This is a genomic window from Lachnospira sp. (assembly GCF_016290755.1).
GTDB classification, from domain to species: Bacteria; Bacillota; Clostridia; order Lachnospirales; family Lachnospiraceae; genus Lachnospira; species Lachnospira multipara.
On record NZ_JAEEVD010000005.1, the window covers coordinates 69,005 to 87,384 of the forward strand.

Consider the following 18,380-nt stretch of genomic DNA (forward strand, 5'->3'; position numbering starts at 1 on the left):
ATGGGAAAGATTATTAAAGATGCCTCAGTTCTTTTCATCATTACTTTAGTAGCAGGTGTCTTACTTGGTCTTGTTTATCAGGTAACAAAAGAGCCAATTGCTGCACAGAATGAAAAGGCAAAGCAGGAAGCTTATGAAACAGTTTTAGCAGATGCTAGTGAATTTGATGTAATATATTCTGAGGAAAATGCTGACGATGCCGCTTACCTTAGTTCTTTACTTGAGGAGAGCACAACAGATTTTTCTAAGGATGATATATCAGAAGTTGTAAAGGGAACAAGTAACGGTGAAACAGTAGGTTATGTTATTACAGTTACAGCCCATGACGGTTACGCTGGAGACATTAAGTTCTCAGTAGGTTTAAGCGTTAGTGGCGAATACCTTGGAACTTCAATCCTTTCAATTGGTGAAACAGCTGGTCTTGGTATGAGAGCTAAGACAGATCCAAGTTTCTTAAACCAGTTTAAGGGTGCAACAACTAGTGAATTTAGCCTTGTAACAGACGGTACAGGCTCAGAAGCTGGAGATGAAATTGTTGATGCTATTTCAGGTTCAACAGTAACATCAAAGGCTATGACAAAGGCTATTAACGCAGCATTAGTTGTATTTGAAACTATTAATGAAGGAGGTAATAACTAATGAATAAGTGTGTAGAGCGTTTATATAACGGTATTATTAAGGAAAATCCTACACTTGTACTTACTCTTGGTATGTGTCCAACACTTGCGGTTACTACATCAGCAATCAACGGTATTGGTATGGGACTTTCTTCAACAGTAGTTTTAGTATTATCAAACCTTGTTATTTCATTACTTCGTAATGTAATTCCAGATGGTGTAAGAATGCCATCATTTATCGTAATTGTAGCTTCATTTGTTACAATGGTTCAGTTCCTTATGCAAGGATTTTTACCATCACTTTATGACTCACTTGGAATCTATATTCCTCTTATTGTTGTAAACTGTATTATCCTTGGTAGAGCTGAGAGCTATGCTTCAAAGAATCCTGCCCTTCCATCAGCCTTTGATGGTCTTGGTATGGGACTTGGTTTTACAATCGCCATTACAGTACTTGGTGCTTGTAGAGAGTTAATCGGTGGCGGAACAATCCTTTCAACAGGTAGTTCAGCATTAGTAGATTTAACTGAGTTTGGTTACACACCAGCATCTATCTTTATTTTAGCTCCTGGTGCCTTCTTCATGCTTGCTATGCTTGTAGCTATTATGAACAGAGTGAAGAGAAGAAAGGGCATGAAGCCAGCGCAGGTTCCTGACTATTTAGCAGGTGATACAGACGAGCTTGGTCACAAGCTTGGCTCATTAGATAAGGAGGAGGCATAGTATGAATTTACTTATTATTGCTATTTCAGCAGCATTAGTTAATAACGTTGTATTAAGTCAGTTCTTAGGTTTATGTCCATTCCTTGGTGTTTCTAAGAAAATTAATACAGCAGCCGGTATGGGTGGCGCTGTTATTGGAGTTATTACAATTTCATCAGCAATTTGTAGCTTAATTTATGACTTTATCTTAACTCCACTTGATTTAACATACCTTAATACAATCGTATTTATCTTAGTTATTGCAACTCTTGTTCAGTTTGTAGAAATGTTACTTAAAAAGACAAGCCCAGCACTTTACGAAGCTCTTGGTGTTTATCTTCCTTTAATTACAACAAACTGTGCAGTACTTGGTATTGCATTAACAAACGTACAGAACAGCTACAACTTCATTGAGTCTGTAGTATCTGGTCTTGGTACAGCTATTGGTTTTGCCATTGCTATTATTATCATGGCTGGTATTCGTGAACGTATTGAATATAATGATGTTCCAGAAAGCTTTAAGGGAATGCCTATTGTACTTTTAACAGCAGGTCTTATGTCAATTGCATTCTTTGGCTTTTCAGGAATTTTATAAAAAGGAGGAGTAAAGATGGGAGTAGTTATTGCAGCTGCAGTAGTTAGTATAACTGGTTTACTTCTAGGCCTCTTCCTTGGTGTAATGGGAAAGAAGTTCTACGTTGAAGTAGATCAAAAAGAAATCGATGTTAGAAATGAGTTACCTGGTAACAACTGTGGTGGTTGCGGTTATGCAGGTTGTGATGCCCTAGCTAAGGCAATCGCAGCAGGCGAGGCAAAGATTGATGCTTGTCCAGTTGGTGGTGCACCAGTTGCTGCTAAGATCGCAGAAATCATGGGTACAGAAGCAACAGAGTCAGTTCGTATGACAGCTTTTGTTAAGTGTTCTGGTACTTGTGATAAGGCAAAGGAAAACTTCACATATTCAGGTGTTATGAAGTGCGTGGATATGAACGTTGTTCCTAATGGTGGTTCTAAGGCTTGTACTTACGGATGTATGGGTTATGGCTCATGTGTTGATGTCTGTGAGTTTGATGCTATCCATGTTATCAATGGTGTAGCAAAGGTTGATAAGGAAAAATGTAAGGCTTGTGGCAAATGTGTCGACATCTGTCCAAGAAACTTAATTGATTTAATTCCTTACAAGCCAAAGGCAAAGAAGAAATATGTTGTAGAATGTGCAAACAAGGATAAGGGTAAGGCCGTTATTGATGTTTGTAGCACAGGCTGTATTGGCTGTGGTATCTGTGAAAAGACATGTAAGCTTGATGCAATTCATGTAGTTGATAATTGTGCAATTATTGATTATAGCAAGTGTGTAGGTTGTGGCATGTGTGCTGATAAGTGTCCAAAGCAGGTTATTCATATTCATGCATAATAGAAAAATAAAATAAAACGAAAAGGGCTCCTTTACTTAAATAAAGTAAAGGAGTTCTTTTTTACTCTAAATGGGCTTAAATAGTGGAAAAACATAGTATGTTCATAAAAAAATCGATAATTTGTTCTAGTAATATAGGCCTTAATATGCTAAAATATAATGAGTTTATAGGATGGTAAATTTAAGTATAGACTAAATAAATTAGGGCAAAGATATTATGAACGAAATAAGTCAAACTAAGATAAATAATAAAAGAAAAATAAGAAAAAGAGTATTAAGATACATCGGAATATATTCCTTGATATTTGTAATTACAGCGATTCTTGTTTTTTCCTACAATTTTGTGTCAGGTAAAACTTTTATTTGGAAAGCTGATGGTTGGGAACAGCATTTTAAAGCCTTACTTTACTATGCTGATTATTTAAAGGAATTCTTTTACAAGCTCTTTGTGGAGCACAGAATAGAATTTAATCAATGGGATTTTGCCATAGGAGAGGGTGGAGATGTATTAAATACTCTTAATTACTATGTAATAGGGGATCCTTTTGCATTTTTTGCATTCTTAGTACCTTCAAATTATATGTACATTTTCTATGAAGCAATGATCTTGCTTAGATTATATCTTGCAGGCCTTGCTTTTTCATGGCTATGTTTTTCCACAAGAAGAGTTAGAACAACAGCCGTACTAACAGGTGCTATTACATATGTATTTTGTTATTGGGGCATGTTAAATGCTCTAAGACATCCATATTTTCTAAATCCAATGATTTATTTCCCACTTTTAATTTTAGGTGTGGAGAAGATTTTAAAGGGAAGAAGACCTTACCTTTTTATCGCTGCAGTTTTTGTTGCAGCTATTAGTAATTTCTACTTCTTTTATATGCAGGTGCTATTAACAGTAGGTTATGTTTTTGTGCGCTTGATATATTTGTATAAAAAGGACATCAAAAAGATGCTTACTAAGTTAGGACAGATTGCCCTAGCTTCTATTGTTGCGGTTATTCCATCGGCAATAATTGTAATGCCAGTGCTTAATGCCTTTTTATCAGATTCAAGATTTAAGACAGCAACACCATTTTACTTTGCATATCCTGTAAAGTACTATCTTCAGATGATTTCAAATTATGTTTCTGAAGGTGATAGTTACTGGCTCTGCATGGGCTATGCAATTCCAACAGTGCTTGCAGTAATCCTACTTTTTATAAAGAGAAAGAAGAATACCCTGTTAAAGATATATTTCTTTATCTGCTTTATAATTATGATTATTCCATTCTTTGGACAGGTTTTAAACGGCCTATCTTATATGTGTAATAGATGGAGCTTTGCCTTTGCACTACTTAACGCTTACGTCTTAGTAGTTATGTGGGAGAGCCTAGTTAATATTAAGGCAAAGGAAGGCCTTGTTATGCTTATTGTAATGGTAGTTTACATGGGCCTTTGCATGTTTATTGAATATGCAAGAAATACTAAGTCTTTCTCACAGCTTATGCTTGGCTTCGTACTTTTAATTGTTTTAATGCCTCTTATGAGCACGGATGCTGGAAAGCCAGTAATTAGTAGAAAGACTAAGCAGATTTGCATTCTTATTGTGGCTATTATTAGTATTGCAGTTAATAGCTTTTATAAGAATTCAGTAACGGGAGAGAATTACGTATCTGAGTGCGTTTCAGTAGACGACCTAGATATGTTACTTTATAGTAACGAGAATACAGCTCTTCTTACATATTTAGAGAATACTAATATTGATAAGAGCTTTGTAAGATATACAGGTTCTGACCTTGATTATAATTCTAATATGCTTTACGGCTTATCTTCATCACAGTATTACTGGACTTTAACTAACCAGTATGTATCAAGATTTAGATCATCCCTTGGAATCACTCTTAATACTGAGCTTCCACATAAGTATATTGGTTATGATGATAGAACTTACCTTCTATCTCTATCTTCAACTCAGTATTACCTTGTGGACTTAACTAAGAAGGTGCAGATTCCAAACGGATTCGTCTATATTGGAACTTATATGGGTTATAAGATATATAGAAATGTTAACGCCCTTCCACTTACTTATAGCTATGATTCTTTTGTGACTGAAAATCAGGTGGCAGGACTTAACGGAGTTGAGCTACAGGAAGTTATGATGAACTCAATTGTTTTATCAGATTCCCAGGCAGAGAATTTATCAACTGAGGCACAGAGTCAGGCGGCTATTAAGAATGACGATTCAGCAGCTTATTTTGATGATATTGATTTTTCTAGTGAAAGCCTAGAGTATACAATTAATTGTAATTCTGAAGATGTATCAGTGCAGAATAATAGCCTAGTTGTTACAAAGGCTGGAGCTAGCATAACAATTAATTTTACAGGTAAAGAGAATACAGAGACATATTTTGTAATTGATGGTATGAACTATAGTAATGCTTCAACTTATGAGCTTTACTATGGAGATTCAAAGTATGATCCTCTTGATTTATATAATTCCACAAGATGGAATTCCCTTGATTATTCAGAACAGGCTACAATATTTAGCGATTGGTTATTCCATAAGATTTCTTCTACTAACGTAGAGTTAAGCCTTACAGCTTCTAATGGGGCAACTAAGAATATGCGCTATTTTACACCAAGTTATAGCTACTATAATGGTGAAGAGGATTTCTGCGTCAATATGGGTTACTCTAATGATGCGGTTAATTCCATTACAATTACTTTCCCTAAGGTGGGAATTTATTCCTATGATGATATTAAGATTATGAGTCAGGAAACAGACAGAATCTCTTCTTATGTCAACAAGCTATCAGCGAATAGTCTTGATGATATGGAGATTGGCATAGATACTGTTACTGGTAATATTAGTCTTGATAATCCTAAATTCATAACCTTTGCAATTCCATATTCTAAGGGCTGGAAGGCATATGTGGATGGGGAAGAAGTAGATATATTAGAGGGCAATTTAACCTATATGGCCATCTATGTATCAGCAGGCGACCATGAAATTAAGCTAGTCTATAACACACCGCTTTTTGATGAGGGAAAGGTGGTAAGTTTCCTTGGCATAATTTTACTTGGTGGATATATATTTGTAACAGAACAACAAATTAGGAAAAAGAGGAAGGGTTTTAAATGTATCAAGAAGTAAGCAATTTACTAATTTTTAGTAACATAAAAAGAGATAGTATTCTTTATAAGATGTCCGATATTTTCAAAGATTTTTCTACAAAGGATTATGATAAGTCGGAGCTAACTAACAGAATTTATAATGAGATTAGAAGATTATTAGAGATTTCTACAGACTTTGGTTTTGATGAAAATTTATGGCATAACTACATTACTTATCTTTTAATTAGCACAGAAACTCCTTTTAGTGTAACTTGTGAAAAGGTGGGGGCTAATGAGGGTAGTGTAAACATTTTAGCTAAGTCAGACTTTGAAAACTTTTATAAGATCTTTAATTACGACTTTAGCGAAATTGAAGAAAAGTTATCTATTAAGGTCTTTGATATAATTTCAAACTACAAGGCTGTTAAGAAGAGCACTCTTGTCTATAATGCAAATGTATCAGAGAAGGTAAGAAGTTTAAGCAGACAGCTTGAAACTGCTAAGTCTGGAGAGGATTTCTTTAAATTTGTAACAGAATTTTATAAGGCTTTTGGTGTTGGAATGTATGGTCTTAATAAGGCCTTTAGAATTAAGGATACTAACGATGAAGTTTCACTTATTCCAATTAATAACATGGATACTGTAGTTTTAGATGATTTAGTTGGCTATGATATTCAAAAGAAGAAGTTAATTGAGAATACAGAAGCCTTTGTTAAGGGCAGAAAAGCTAATAACTGCCTTCTTTACGGAGATAGTGGAACTGGTAAATCTACATCTATTAAGGCAATTGTTAATATGTATTATAACGAAGGCCTTAGAATGATTGAGATTTACAAGCATCAGTTTAAGGACCTTTCAAGTGTTATTGCCATGATTAAGAATAGAAATTATAAGTTCATTATTTACATGGATGACTTATCTTTTGAGGAATTTGAAATTGAGTATAAGTTCTTAAAGGCAGTAATTGAGGGTGGTGTTGAGACTAGACCTGATAACATCCTTATTTATGCAACTTCTAATAGAAGACATATTATTAAGGAGACTTGGAAGGATAGAAACGATGTGGAAATCGATAATGGAATTCACAAGTCAGATAACATGGAAGAGAAGTTATCCCTTGTTAATAGATTTGGTTGCCAGATTTACTTTGGTAAGCCAGCTAAGAAGGAATTCCAGGATATTGTAATAGAGCTTGCTAAGAAAAATGATATTAAGCTTGAGCTTGACGAGCTTTTACTTGAGGCTAACAAGTGGGAAATTGCCCATGGTGGCTTCTCAGGAAGAACAGCACAGCAGTTTATTAATCACTGCTTAAGTATTGCAAAATAGGGAGGTATTAATTTGCTATCTTATATAAAAGGAGAACTTGCAGAAGTTTTTGAAGATACAATTGTTGTTGAGAATAATGGAATGGGCATTAATGTTAAGGTTCCAGCAACGGTGCTATCAAATATCCCATCTATAGGAGAGGATATTAAGGTCTACACATACCTCTATGTAAGAGAGGATGCCATTAATGTTTACGGCTTTTTAACTAGAGATGACTTAAACGTATTTAAGCTCTTACTTAATGTTAACGGTGTTGGCCCAAAGGCAGCCCTTGGCATACTTTCAACTATTAGTGCCAATGACCTTAGATATGCAGTTTTATCTGATGATGTGAATGCTATTAAGAAGGCACCAGGCATTGGAGCTAAGACTGCTCAAAGACTTATTATAGAACTTAAGGATAAATTAAAGCTTGAAAGTGAAGAGGCTTTAATTCTTAATGCAAATGTTGGCACTAAGCCTTCAGATGATTTAATTCTTAAAAATGATGCAATTGAGGCTTTAGTATCCCTTGGCTACTCACAAAGAGAAGCTATGGATGCAGTTAAGAAGGTTGATATTAGTAATAAGAATCTTGATGATATTATTAAGGAAAGCTTAAAGAACTTAGCTTTCTTATAAATTTAGAACACATTTTCAAAAAATAAAAAAGAGGACGAATTATGGAGAGACGATTGATTTCTACCCAAATAACTGAAGAAGATATTGGTAATGAAAATTCTCTAAGACCGGATAGTCTTGATGATTATATAGGTCAGGAGAAGATTAAGAGAAATCTTAAGGTCTATATTGAGGCGGCAAAGAATAGAGGAGATGCCCTAGATCACTGCCTTTTTTATGGGCCTCCAGGACTTGGTAAGACTACACTTGCTGGTATTATTGCCAACGAAATGGGAGTTAATTTAAAAGTTACCTCAGGCCCTGCCATTGAAAAACCAGGAGAAATGGCAGCTATACTTAATAATTTAAGTGAGGGCGACATTTTATTTGTGGATGAAATTCATAGATTAAATCGCCAGGTAGAAGAGGTTTTATATCCAGCAATGGAAGATTATGAGATAGATATTATGATTGGTAAGGGCGCAACTGCCCGTTCTATCCGTCTTCAGTTGCCAAAATTTACACTAATTGGTGCAACAACTAGAGCAGGTCTCTTATCTGCACCTTTAAGAGATAGATTTGGTGTGGTATCACACATGGAATTCTATACTGTGGCAGAGCTTGAAAAGATTATTGTTAGATCTGCATCGGTGCTTGAAGTTGACATTGATAGTGAGGGCGCTAATGAACTTGCAAGAAGATCTAGAGGTACACCAAGACTTGCCAATAGATTGCTTAAGCGAGTAAGAGATTTTGCCCAGGTTAAGTATAACGGCGTGATTACTAAGGATGTATGTGATTATGCCCTTAATTTACTTGATGTGGATAGGGCTGGACTTGATAAGAATGACAGACTTATCCTTGAAACTATTATTGATAAATATGATGGTGGACCAGTAGGACTTGATACTTTAGCAGCTTCTATAGGTGAAGATGGTTCCACACTTGAGGATGTTTATGAGCCATATTTAATTCAGAATGGCTTTATTAATAGAACTCCACGAGGTAGGGTTGCTAGTAAATTAGCTTATGAAATATTAGAAAAAGACTATAATAAGCAAATAGAAGAAAATTAGGTCTTTATTTATTTAGAATTTGTCGTATAATGGAACAAATCCTAAATTTTATTGATAGAAGATAAAAAATACTGTATAATTTTATTAAATTATATTATATTGTGTAAAAACCCAAATGGGAGGATTAAAAAATGGAAGAAAAACATACTACTCAGGTGGTTCTTGGAGGTAAGGTGCTTACTGTAGGTGGATATGAAAGTGAGGAATATCTACAGAAGGTTGCATCTTATATCAATAATAAGATAGAGGAATACAACAAAGAAGATAGTTTTAAAAGATTATCATCAGATTTAAGATCTAATCTCTTGTTTTTAAATATTGCTGATGACTATTTTAAGGCAAAGAGAGTGGGCGATAATTTATCTGCCGAGCTTGAAGAAAAAGACAAAGAAATCTATGATCTTAAACATGAATTAATTGCAGCAAGCATTAAGCAGGATGCTGCTAATAAAAGTATTATGTCGCTTCAGGAAGAAGTGAAGAAATACCAGAAAGAAATTGTAAGATTAGAGACAGAAAAGAAAATGCGATAGGGGGGAGTTTAAAAAACCCCCTTTTATTATTGCAAATAAAAGAATTGGAGCTATATGAAAAATTCTAATATTATTTTAAACAATAACGCAAAGGCTGAAGTTTTAGCCCCTGCCGGCTCTATAGATATTGCAAAGGCAGTTATTAATGCTGGTGCCGATGCAGTTTATCTAGGTGGAGATATGTTTGGCGCAAGAGCCTATGCAGGAAACTTAAACCCAGAGGAAATGCTAGAGATAATTGAGTATGCTCATAGATATGGCAAGAAGATATATCTAACAGTTAATACTCTTTTAAAGGAACAAGAGATTACAAAATCTCTTATTGATTACTTAATTCCATATTACGAGAAAGGTCTAGATGCTGTAATTGTGCAGGACCTAGGCGTGTTTAATCTTATTCATAAGAATTTCCCGGATATGGATATTCATGCTAGTACCCAGATGACACAGACAGGCCCAAAGGGAAGTAAGATTTTACAGGAACTTGGGGCAAAGAGAGTAGTTACTTCAAGAGAAATGAGTCTTGAAGAAATAAGAACTCTTCATAAGGAAATCCCTGAACTTGAAATTGAGAGTTTCGTTCATGGTGCCCTATGCTATTGTTATTCTGGACAGTGCCTTTTATCTAGCTTTAACGGTGGAAGAAGCGGTAATAGAGGTCGCTGCGCCCAGCCTTGTCGTATGCCATACGAGGTGGATTATAATAACGAAATCATCAATAAAAAAGATGAGAGATACATTTTAAGTCCAAAGGATATGTGCGGGCTAAGCATCCTACCGGATATTATTGAGGCAGGAGTTTATTCCCTTAAGATTGAGGGACGTATGAAAAATGTTACCTATGCCGCCTTTGTTACAAGCATGTATAGAAAGTACCTTGATATGTATTTTGAAAAGGGAAGAAAAGGCTTTAAGGTGGAAGAAAAGGACATTAATGACCTTCTTGATATTTATAATCGAGGCATGTTTACAACAGGTTATTACAATGCTAGTAAGGGTAAGGAGATGTTATCTCTAAATAGACCTAACCACATGGGAACTAAGGGCTTGAAGGTAATTTCAAACCAGTCAGGTAGGGTGAAATTTAAGGCCCTTGAAGAGATTAATCCAGGAGATGTCTTTGAAATTGAAGAGGGCGCAAGTTTTACAAGTGGTAAGGCTCTAAAGGCTAACGAGGAGTTAGTGGTTAACCTTCCAAAGAAATATAAGCTAAATCCTGGTAGAGTTGTTAATCGAATGAATAACGCAGCCCTAAAGACATTAGTTCAAGATAATTTTGTAAATAATGAACCAAAACTAGATCTAGATCTTAACATCTATGTAAGTGTTAATGAAAATGCAGTCTTAACCGCTAGTCTAAAAAATCCAAATTATGGCAATAGCTATTATGGAAAGGGCGAAGAGGAAAGAGTTTCTGAATATATCGATGTTAGTGTAACAGGGGATTTAGTGCAGGAAGCAAAGAATGCAGCCATTGATGAAAAGAGTATTAAAAAGGCCCTTTCACAAATGGGAGATAGCTATTTTAGACTTAATAATCTTGATATCTATCTTAATGGCAATGCATTTTTACCAATGGGTTCAATTAAGAAACTAAGAAGAGAATTAATTGAGAAGTTAGACTATGAATTAATAAATTGTAAAAAAAGGACATTTAATGGTCAAAATAGTTTGGCATTTAAAACTAATAGTGGTAAAATTTCTAAATACGGATTAAGTCTGTATTTTACAAATTTTGACTTAAGTAAAAAGATAGAAGACTATAGTGAAATCTCAAGAGTTTATCTTGATTTTTCTTCCCTTTATAAGATTTCATCTAAGCTAAAGGATGAGGAAGAATTAGAGGAGATAAAGCATGAGATAGAAAGAATCAAAGCCTGTGGATGTGATTTTTACTTAAGCCTACCATACATCTATAAGATTAGTCATAAGAATACTTTTAGAAAACTTGTGGAAACTGCTATTAATTTAGGGGTTAATGCTTTTCTAATAAGAAACTTAGAAGAATTAAGAACCGTGGATGAATTAATAGACGAATTGGGTCTTGGAGTTTATGAAAATGCAGATGCAAGATTTAAATTTGTCTTTGATAGTAATATGTATTGCTTTAATAAATTTGCAAAGGAAGAGCTTGAAAAAATCAGAGTTAAGAATTTAAAGCTTTCTGGCTTTAGTGCTCCTCTAGAACTTAATAATAGAGAACTAGCAGATGTTCTAGATCCTGATTTTGAGCTTCAGGCAGTCTATAGAGCGCCCCTAATGGTAAGCGAGCAGTGCCCTAAAAAGACTTTTGACAAATGCAACAAAAAGATGGAAAATTATACTATCAGAAACGGTAAAAATAAAGATTATCAGGTTAAATCTGTCTGTCCATTCTGCTACATGCAAATGGATAGTAAAATGATTAATTTATTAGATACGAAGGAAATAAAGGAATTAAATTACGGTCATCTTCGTATTCAGCTTGAAAAGGAAGAGGATTTACTAGCTATCTTTGATGCTCTAGAAATTAATGAGGATAATTCAGAAACATTAGATAAGATGAAAAAGAGCATGAAGCTATCAAAGAATCTAGTAAGAGATAAAAATGAGATTGTAGAATATGGACATTTTTACAGAGGAGTTGAATAAATGCAATCATTGTTATTTAATTTATCAAAATACGTATTAGCCTTTCTTATGGCTTTTTATTGCTTATCGGGCTACATTGGCTATACGACTAAGGAGAAGAAAAGAGGCACGATTTATTTTTGGCAGTACTTGTTAGGCTTTTTGATACATTTGCTTTGTTATAGCATTCTTTATGTGGCCTACGATGATGTGAAATACATTTTCCTCTACGTAGTAGAGTTTATATATTTCTTTGTAGTCATTGTGGTTTACAACCTTTTGTATCCAAAGGCTTCGAAATTGCTTATTAATAATATGTGTATGCTTATGGCCATTGGTTTTGTCATGATAGCAAGACTTGATTATGATAAATGTTTTAAACAATTGGTTATTGCAGCTATTTCCACTATTGTTACCTTTATAATTCCAGCCCTATTTAAAAAGGTTAAGACCTTTAGAAATTTCGCTTGGATTTACTGTGGAATCGGTTTAGTTTTACTTGTGATTTTGTTACTTGGAAACCAAGTATTTGGTGCTAACTTAACAATTTCTATTGGCGAGTTTTCAATTCAGCCAGCAGAATTTGTAAAGATTACCTTTGTTTTGTTTGTGGCTTCTGCATTCAATCAATCTACGGACTTTAGACAAATTGTTTTAGTAAGTATTGCGGCAGGACTACATTGTCTTTTACTAGTGGCAGCAACAGACTTAGGTGCAGCATTAATATTCTTTATTTGTTATTTAATGATGTTATATCTTGCAACACGTAAGGCTAGATATTTAGCTTGCGGCTTTGTTGCATTTGCAGGGGCATCTGCTCTTGCTTATCAGGCCTTTAGTCATGTAAAGGCGAGAGTTACAGTATGGCTTGATCCTTGGTCATATATTGATACTACAGGCTATCAGATAACTCAGGCACTGTTTGCTATTGGCATGGGTTCTTGGTTTGGTTACGGCCTTACACTTGGGGCACCAGAAAAGATTCCAGTTGCAATAAAAGACTTTATGTTTGCTGCTATAACTGAGGAGTTTGGTATTATTTTCTCGCTAGCCCTATTCTTGGTTTGCTTAAATAACCTAATCTTAATGATGAATATTGCAAGTAGATGTAATACTTTATTTTATAGACTTGTGGCAGTTGGGCTTGGCGTAACTTATGGCTTCCAGGTTTTCTTAGCCGTTGGTGGTTCCATTAAGTTAATTCCAATGACAGGTGTTACAATTCCATTTGTTAGTTATGGTGGTAGTTCATTACTTAGTTCTTTAGTGATGTTTGCTTTAATAAATGCTATGTATAATATGAGACATGATGAAAGAGAGACAGTAAATGGAAAAGAAGTCAAAAAAGAAAGATAAAAAAGATATATTAAATTCAAAAAAAGGTTTAAGAAATAAAGAGACAAATATTATCTCTTATTGCTTTATGAGTATCTTTGCCATAATTATGGTTTATCTTGTTATTTTTAATGAGTTTTTAGCTAAGGACATTTTAAATAATCCTTATAATAGCTTGGTAGATACTCAGGAAGATAATGTAATTCGTGGTGATATTCTTGCCTCAGATGGAACTGTGCTTGCAACAACACAGGTGGATTCTGAAGGAAATCAAACTAGAGTTTATCCACTTGGTTCCGTATTTAGCCACGTTGTGGGTTTTAATAACAATGGTAGAAGTGGTCTTGAATTATCAGAAAACTACTATTTACTTTCTAAGGCAGACAATGTTTTAAGCCAGATTAGTGATGATATTGATGGAGAGATGTATGAGGGCGATGATGTCTATACAACTCTTTCTGTCACACTTCAAAAGGCAGCTTATGAAGCTCTTGGAACTAACAAGGGTGCAGTAATTGCCATGGATCCAACAACTGGTAAGATTCTTTGTATGGTATCTTATCCAAGTTATGATCCTAATGATGCGGTAGATGATTATTCTACTTGGTTAACTTATGATAGCGATGATTCGGTTTTACTAAATAGAGCCACTCAGGGCCTTTACCCACCGGGTTCTACTTTTAAGATATTAACTTTACTTGCCTATATGGAGCAAAATTCCGATTATGAGGATTTTACTTTTAATTGTTCTGGTAGCGTTTCAATTAGTGGCGGTACTAAGATTAACTGTGCAAGTAATACAGTTCATGGATATGAAACCCTAGTTACAGCTTTTGCAAATTCTTGTAACTCAGCCTTTGCAACTATTGGCGTCTCCCTTACAAGAGCAGAGTATATTAGCTTGGTTTCTAGATTCCTATTTAACCAGTCTTTAGGAGTTGATTTTACATATAATGAGAGTTCCTTCTCCCTTACAACGAACTCTTCAATTAGTGCTGTAGAAGAAACTGCCATTGGACAGGGACAGACAATGATTAGCCCACTTCATAATTTAATGATAGCTTCAAGTGTTGCCAACGATGGGGTTATGTTAAAGCCTTATCTTGTCGATAAAGTAGTAGATAGCAATGGAAATACCGTTATCTCATACGATTCAGAAGAGCTAGGAATTATGATGTCAGAGAAACAGGCAGAATATATAACAACTTGCATGAAGCAGGTTTGCAAGACAGGTACAGGTTCAGCCTTTAGAAATTATGGTGTATCTGTAGCAGGAAAGACAGGTTCGGCACAGTATGGAGATGGCTCAAATTATCATTCCTGGTTTGTTGGCTTTGCGCCAGCAGATAATCCTAAGATTGCAATATGCGTCATTCTTGAAGGCGGTTTTACAGGAGTTTCCTCTGCTCAATACGTGGCTAGAGACGTTTTAGATGCTTACTTTGGATACTAGAAGATTTATATAGTTTCCCTAGACTTTAACCTTGATAACTAAGCATATCAAGAGTATAATATCTATATAAGCCTTTTTAGGTATAATAGCAATTTAAAATGTTGATTTTGAATGGTAAATTTAGCTTAAAGGGAGAAATGAGTATGAATTTATCTGAATTAATTACTGGAAACATGGTTACTTTACAGGTTCCATTGTCCGATAGTTACCACGAGTTTGGGACTCGCATTGTGGGAAAGAAAGATGGGGTATTAATTCTTTCCTGTGTTAAGGTGGCTGGTAAGAATATTAGAATGCCACTTGATAAGATAAACATTTATTGCCAATTACTTAATAAGCTATACATATGGAGAGGTGTTAAAGTTGATACCCTCCCACTTGGGGCAAGAGTTTATTATCGTATTAAAGATACGAACTTGGAGAGCGAGAATTATAATAGGCGCGGGGCCTATAGATTACCAGTTGATGAGATATTACAGCTAGGTATTTATAGGAATGGCGAAGAGCAAAAAGAAAGCGTTTTAGTAAAGGATATATCAGAATCTGGTTTTGCCTTCATAACTAATAGAGAGTTTAAGAAGGGCGATAGAGTGCGACTTAGTTACACGCCAGAGGAAGAAACCTTTGATATGCATGCCTATATTATTAGGTCTTTGTATAACGCTGAAACAGGCAAGTATAGCTATGGCTGTAAGATGCCTGAATTTGATGCGCTTCTTGGCGGCTTTATAATGAAAGAGCAGATAAGAAGAAGGAAGATGTTTGCGTAACATTTTCAAAAGAATTAAGAAAATTAGAGATAGAGATAGGATAAGGATGAAATTTAGGGGCTTTAAAGCTGTCTAGCTTTGGAGGTATTAAGATGAGTGGGATTTATGGAGTAGAAGCACTTGATGGTAATATCTATCAGGTCAAATATTCAAATGATTCTAACAGTGTCACAGGTGATTCCTTTGACACTGTTTTTAATGAGATTAATGCACCAGCTGATTTAGAGAGCATTTTTAGTGAGGCAGCAAGTAAGTATGGTGTTAATGAGAATTTACTTAAAGCAGTTGCATACGCAGAGTCAGGCTTTGATACTAATGCAACTTCTAGCGCAGGTGCCCAAGGCATCATGCAGTTAATGCCATATGTAGCTGAGGATTTAGGCGTAACAGACCCTTATAATGCTCGGCAAAACATTAACGCGGGCGCATCTTTATTATCGTCTTTATTATCTAAGTATAATGGAAATGTAACTTTAAGCCTTGCAGCTTATAATGCAGGTTCAGGTAACGTTTCTAAATATAACGGAGTGCCACCTTTTAAGGAGACTCAAAACTACATTGCTAAGATCAATGGTTTACTTGGCGGGGCACTAAGCGGAGATTCCACAACAATTGATGGAACTAGCCCTGCAACAGTTATAGAGGAGAGCTTAGTAGATATTCCTTCTACTAAGATATATTCAAATTCCAACAGTCAAACAAAAGAGGAAAGCACACAGCTTACTACTAATGCAAATGCAATTTCAAATAGCGCCTATTTAACAGTAGCTAATAACGAAAAGCTATTAGAACTTTTAAAGGCACTTGCAAACAGTGGCAGCAATTCATCTACTTATAAGGATAGCGTAATGCTTGATTTGGTTTCCTTAATTACAGGAAATTATGATTCTGATGAGGATTCAAAGGATTATATTAGTTCACTTTATACTAATAGTGCTACATCCCAGATTTCAGATAGTGATGAAAGCCTTTTATCATCCTATTTATCAAGCCTTTCAACAGATGAGTTAGATGCCTTAAGTAAAAATTCTCAATTACAAGAGGATTTTGGCCTATCTAGTGAGGCCCTTGCCTTAACTAGTAAATTAAATAACCAAGCTAATAACATCCTAGAAACAGATCTTTATAGCCTTTATGAGGCTCAATCATCTGTTATGAGCCCTGTGTTAGCAAAACTTCTCAATTTATAAATTATTTTTAACAGGCTTAAGCTAGGCTAAAGATAATAAATTATTGGGGAAAATGTGCCAATACAGTGTTATTTTTTAGACAATCTGTAAGTTGTCTTAGGGTGTTTATATAAAGGAGCCAAACCTATATTTTGGCAACATAAGTTTCTTATGTAGAAAGAGGGAGTAATATGAAGAAAGAAAGAATCAAAGTACAGTTGTACAACAAGACTTATAAGGAGATCGATATGAGCGATTTTACAGAAATTCCAGAAGAATTATTCTCGAATCGCAATGACATAATTAGTGTATGGTTACCAGATGGCGTTAAGAAAATCGATGCTAATGCTTTTGAAAACTGTGTAAGACTTAGTGAAATTTTCTTTCCTAAGACACTTAGAGTTATTGAAAGTGAAGCCTTTAGAAATTGCATTAACCTAAAGAAACCTGAAATTTCAGAAAAAGTTGATGTTGATACAACCGCCTTTGTTGGTTGCAATTTATAATAAATTAAAAGCCTTTTTACAAAATGATATGTACCCTCTTTACTGGACAATGTAGTTTCAGTAAAGAGGGTTATTTTTATGTGTTGTTGTTATGATTAACTCTCCTTTTTCTCAAGGTAAATATTTATCACCCATATTATATATTGTTTTGGGAGATATTCTCTGCCGTTGGGAGAAAAAAGGATGAAGTTAATTATTACCTAGTTAAATCAAAAATCAGAAAAGTTATATATAGCCTAATATTTACAGAAAAATCTTCTATTTTTATTATGTATTTCAATTTAATGGAGTTACAATTTAGCTAATAAAATAATTAACATGAAGCAGTTTAATGAATTAAAATTTACAGATGATTTTATGTTCTCGAAAGTAATGAGAAAAAAGGACATTTGCAAAGAATTTCTAGAACTTGTCCTTGATAAGAAAATAGAAAAAATAGAATATATTGAAGCTGAAAAAACGCTTGATATAGACTATGATAAGGCATATGTAAATCAAATCAGAACTATTATGGAAAAAGAAGGCGTTTCAATAGACGAAGCGTTAATAAAATTAGATATTCCAGAAAAATATTGGAATGCTGTAAAGAGAGAGCTATTAATAAATGGTTCATTTTTGAATAAAGTTTAAAGCTCTTTTTGAGAATAATCCATTATAGAAATACAAAAATAAAAAATGAAAGGTATTAGCTAAATTAAAAAGCAGGCGAACTTATTGAGATTGACACATTAAGGTAAGGAGGTTTTATGTTTACTCCAGAGGTTGTACAAGTAATACCACATGAAAATTACATAGTAGAAGTCCTATTTCAAGATGGCAAAATTGTACATTATGATGTAAGTCATCTGTTAGAAAAAGGGGCTTTTAAAAAACTCAAAGATAAGGATTTTTACATAAGCCGCTGTACTGTTATGAATCACACATTGGCTTGGGATACATCTGGAGAATATAATCCAACTAATTGTTTAGACATAGCTCCAGATATGTTGTATTCTATTCAGTAAATCACAAAATGCCCTCGGCTATATAGTCGGGGGCATTACTTTTTTATTTCTTGACACTCACCCTTCATCCCTATATAATATTTCTTGCTATACAAATTATATAAAAGGTAAAATAAAGGAAACTTTATGACACAAAACTAAAGGGGCTTTAACATGCCAGCCAGTT

17 protein-coding genes and 1 riboswitch are annotated in these 18,380 nt (G+C 34.5%); all 17 genes read left to right on the plus strand.

What is annotated here, in order from left to right:
- The 17 genes from QVA17_RS02950 (at position 1) to QVA17_RS03030 (ending at position 18,214) form a co-directional block, all read left to right on the plus strand.
- A complete protein-coding gene (locus QVA17_RS02950; RefSeq protein ID WP_287386326.1) occupies positions 1-639 on the plus strand; it encodes an RnfABCDGE type electron transport complex subunit G in 639 nt (212 codons plus the stop codon).
- Positions 639-1,340 (plus strand): electron transport complex subunit RsxE, encoded by a 702-nt coding sequence (rsxE, locus tag QVA17_RS02955; RefSeq protein ID WP_051195477.1) that lies wholly within the window; start codon positions 639-641, stop codon positions 1,338-1,340. Before QVA17_RS02950 ends, rsxE begins: the two co-directional genes overlap by 1 nt.
- A gap of 1 nt (position 1,341) precedes the next feature.
- The gene (gene rsxA / locus QVA17_RS02960; RefSeq protein WP_027431822.1) at positions 1,342-1,914 is read left to right on the plus strand and encodes an electron transport complex subunit RsxA; all 573 of its coding nucleotides are present in this window, start codon (positions 1,342-1,344) and stop codon (positions 1,912-1,914) included.
- Between the two features lie 15 nt (positions 1,915-1,929).
- Positions 1,930-2,733 (plus strand): RnfABCDGE type electron transport complex subunit B, encoded by an 804-nt coding sequence (locus QVA17_RS02965; RefSeq protein WP_287386329.1) that lies wholly within the window; start codon positions 1,930-1,932, stop codon positions 2,731-2,733.
- 217 nt (positions 2,734-2,950) lie between these two features.
- Positions 2,951-5,869, plus strand: a complete 2,919-nt coding sequence (locus QVA17_RS02970; RefSeq protein ID WP_287386330.1) for a YfhO family protein — start codon at positions 2,951-2,953, stop codon at positions 5,867-5,869.
- Positions 5,854-7,158, plus strand: coding sequence for an ATP-binding protein (locus tag QVA17_RS02975; protein WP_287386332.1), 1,305 nt, complete (start codon positions 5,854-5,856; stop codon positions 7,156-7,158). Before QVA17_RS02970 ends, QVA17_RS02975 begins: the two co-directional genes overlap by 16 nt.
- A gap of 12 nt (positions 7,159-7,170) precedes the next feature.
- Positions 7,171-7,779, plus strand: coding sequence for a Holliday junction branch migration protein RuvA (gene ruvA / locus QVA17_RS02980; RefSeq protein ID WP_027431826.1), 609 nt, complete (start codon positions 7,171-7,173; stop codon positions 7,777-7,779).
- Between the two features lie 41 nt (positions 7,780-7,820).
- Positions 7,821-8,834, plus strand: coding sequence for a Holliday junction branch migration DNA helicase RuvB (gene ruvB, locus QVA17_RS02985; RefSeq protein ID WP_027431827.1), 1,014 nt, complete (start codon positions 7,821-7,823; stop codon positions 8,832-8,834).
- Between the two features lie 131 nt (positions 8,835-8,965).
- Positions 8,966-9,367 carry a cell division protein ZapA gene (locus QVA17_RS02990; RefSeq protein ID WP_027431828.1) on the plus strand — a complete coding sequence of 134 codons (402 nt, stop codon included), beginning with the start codon at positions 8,966-8,968 and terminating at the stop codon, positions 9,365-9,367.
- Between the two features lie 54 nt (positions 9,368-9,421).
- Positions 9,422-11,998, plus strand: a complete 2,577-nt coding sequence (locus QVA17_RS02995; protein WP_287386336.1) for a peptidase U32 family protein — start codon at positions 9,422-9,424, stop codon at positions 11,996-11,998.
- A complete protein-coding gene (locus QVA17_RS03000) occupies positions 11,999-13,333 on the plus strand; it encodes an FtsW/RodA/SpoVE family cell cycle protein (protein WP_287386338.1) in 1,335 nt (444 codons plus the stop codon). It abuts the gene before it with no gap.
- Positions 13,305-14,765 carry a peptidoglycan D,D-transpeptidase FtsI family protein gene (locus tag QVA17_RS03005; RefSeq protein ID WP_287386340.1) on the plus strand — a complete coding sequence of 487 codons (1,461 nt, stop codon included), beginning with the start codon at positions 13,305-13,307 and terminating at the stop codon, positions 14,763-14,765. Before QVA17_RS03000 ends, QVA17_RS03005 begins: the two co-directional genes overlap by 29 nt.
- Positions 14,766-14,908: 143 nt before the next feature.
- Positions 14,909-15,535, plus strand: coding sequence for a PilZ domain-containing protein (locus QVA17_RS03010; protein WP_287386341.1), 627 nt, complete (start codon positions 14,909-14,911; stop codon positions 15,533-15,535).
- 92 nt (positions 15,536-15,627) lie between these two features.
- Positions 15,628-16,725, plus strand: coding sequence for a lytic transglycosylase domain-containing protein (locus tag QVA17_RS03015; protein WP_287386342.1), 1,098 nt, complete (start codon positions 15,628-15,630; stop codon positions 16,723-16,725).
- Between the two features lie 170 nt (positions 16,726-16,895).
- On the plus strand, positions 16,896-17,210 hold the full coding sequence (locus tag QVA17_RS03020; RefSeq protein WP_027431832.1) for a leucine-rich repeat protein: 315 nt from the start codon (positions 16,896-16,898) through the stop codon (positions 17,208-17,210).
- 318 nt (positions 17,211-17,528) lie between these two features.
- Positions 17,529-17,840: a hypothetical protein gene (locus tag QVA17_RS03025; protein WP_287386344.1), complete on the plus strand. Its 312-nt coding sequence runs from the start codon at positions 17,529-17,531 to the stop codon at positions 17,838-17,840.
- 116 nt (positions 17,841-17,956) lie between these two features.
- Complete coding sequence (locus QVA17_RS03030) at positions 17,957-18,214, plus strand: DUF2442 domain-containing protein (RefSeq protein WP_287386345.1); 258 nt, start codon at positions 17,957-17,959, stop codon at positions 18,212-18,214.
- Between the two features lie 96 nt (positions 18,215-18,310).
- A riboswitch (cyclic di-GMP riboswitch) is annotated at positions 18,311-18,380 on the plus strand. This riboswitch is flagged as partial in the annotation.

Coding starts and splice junctions, on each gene's coding strand:
- QVA17_RS03005 (WP_287386340.1), top strand. CDS start 13,305: ATGGAAAAGAAGTCAAAAAAGAAAGATAAAAAAGATATATTAAATTCA.
- QVA17_RS02990 (WP_027431828.1), top strand. CDS start 8,966: ATGGAAGAAAAACATACTACTCAGGTGGTTCTTGGAGGTAAGGTGCTT.
- ruvB (WP_027431827.1), top strand. CDS start 7,821: ATGGAGAGACGATTGATTTCTACCCAAATAACTGAAGAAGATATTGGT.
- rsxA (WP_027431822.1), top strand. CDS start 1,342: ATGAATTTACTTATTATTGCTATTTCAGCAGCATTAGTTAATAACGTT.
- rsxE (WP_051195477.1), top strand. CDS start 639: ATGAATAAGTGTGTAGAGCGTTTATATAACGGTATTATTAAGGAAAAT.
- QVA17_RS03015 (WP_287386342.1), top strand. CDS start 15,628: ATGAGTGGGATTTATGGAGTAGAAGCACTTGATGGTAATATCTATCAG.
- QVA17_RS03010 (WP_287386341.1), top strand. CDS start 14,909: ATGAATTTATCTGAATTAATTACTGGAAACATGGTTACTTTACAGGTT.
- QVA17_RS03000 (WP_287386338.1), top strand. CDS start 11,999: ATGCAATCATTGTTATTTAATTTATCAAAATACGTATTAGCCTTTCTT.
- QVA17_RS03025 (WP_287386344.1), top strand. CDS start 17,529: ATGAAGCAGTTTAATGAATTAAAATTTACAGATGATTTTATGTTCTCG.
- QVA17_RS02995 (WP_287386336.1), top strand. CDS start 9,422: ATGAAAAATTCTAATATTATTTTAAACAATAACGCAAAGGCTGAAGTT.
- QVA17_RS03030 (WP_287386345.1), top strand. CDS start 17,957: ATGTTTACTCCAGAGGTTGTACAAGTAATACCACATGAAAATTACATA.
- QVA17_RS02975 (WP_287386332.1), top strand. CDS start 5,854: ATGTATCAAGAAGTAAGCAATTTACTAATTTTTAGTAACATAAAAAGA.
- QVA17_RS02965 (WP_287386329.1), top strand. CDS start 1,930: ATGGGAGTAGTTATTGCAGCTGCAGTAGTTAGTATAACTGGTTTACTT.
- QVA17_RS03020 (WP_027431832.1), top strand. CDS start 16,896: ATGAAGAAAGAAAGAATCAAAGTACAGTTGTACAACAAGACTTATAAG.
- QVA17_RS02970 (WP_287386330.1), top strand. CDS start 2,951: ATGAACGAAATAAGTCAAACTAAGATAAATAATAAAAGAAAAATAAGA.
- QVA17_RS02950 (WP_287386326.1), top strand. CDS start 1: ATGGGAAAGATTATTAAAGATGCCTCAGTTCTTTTCATCATTACTTTA.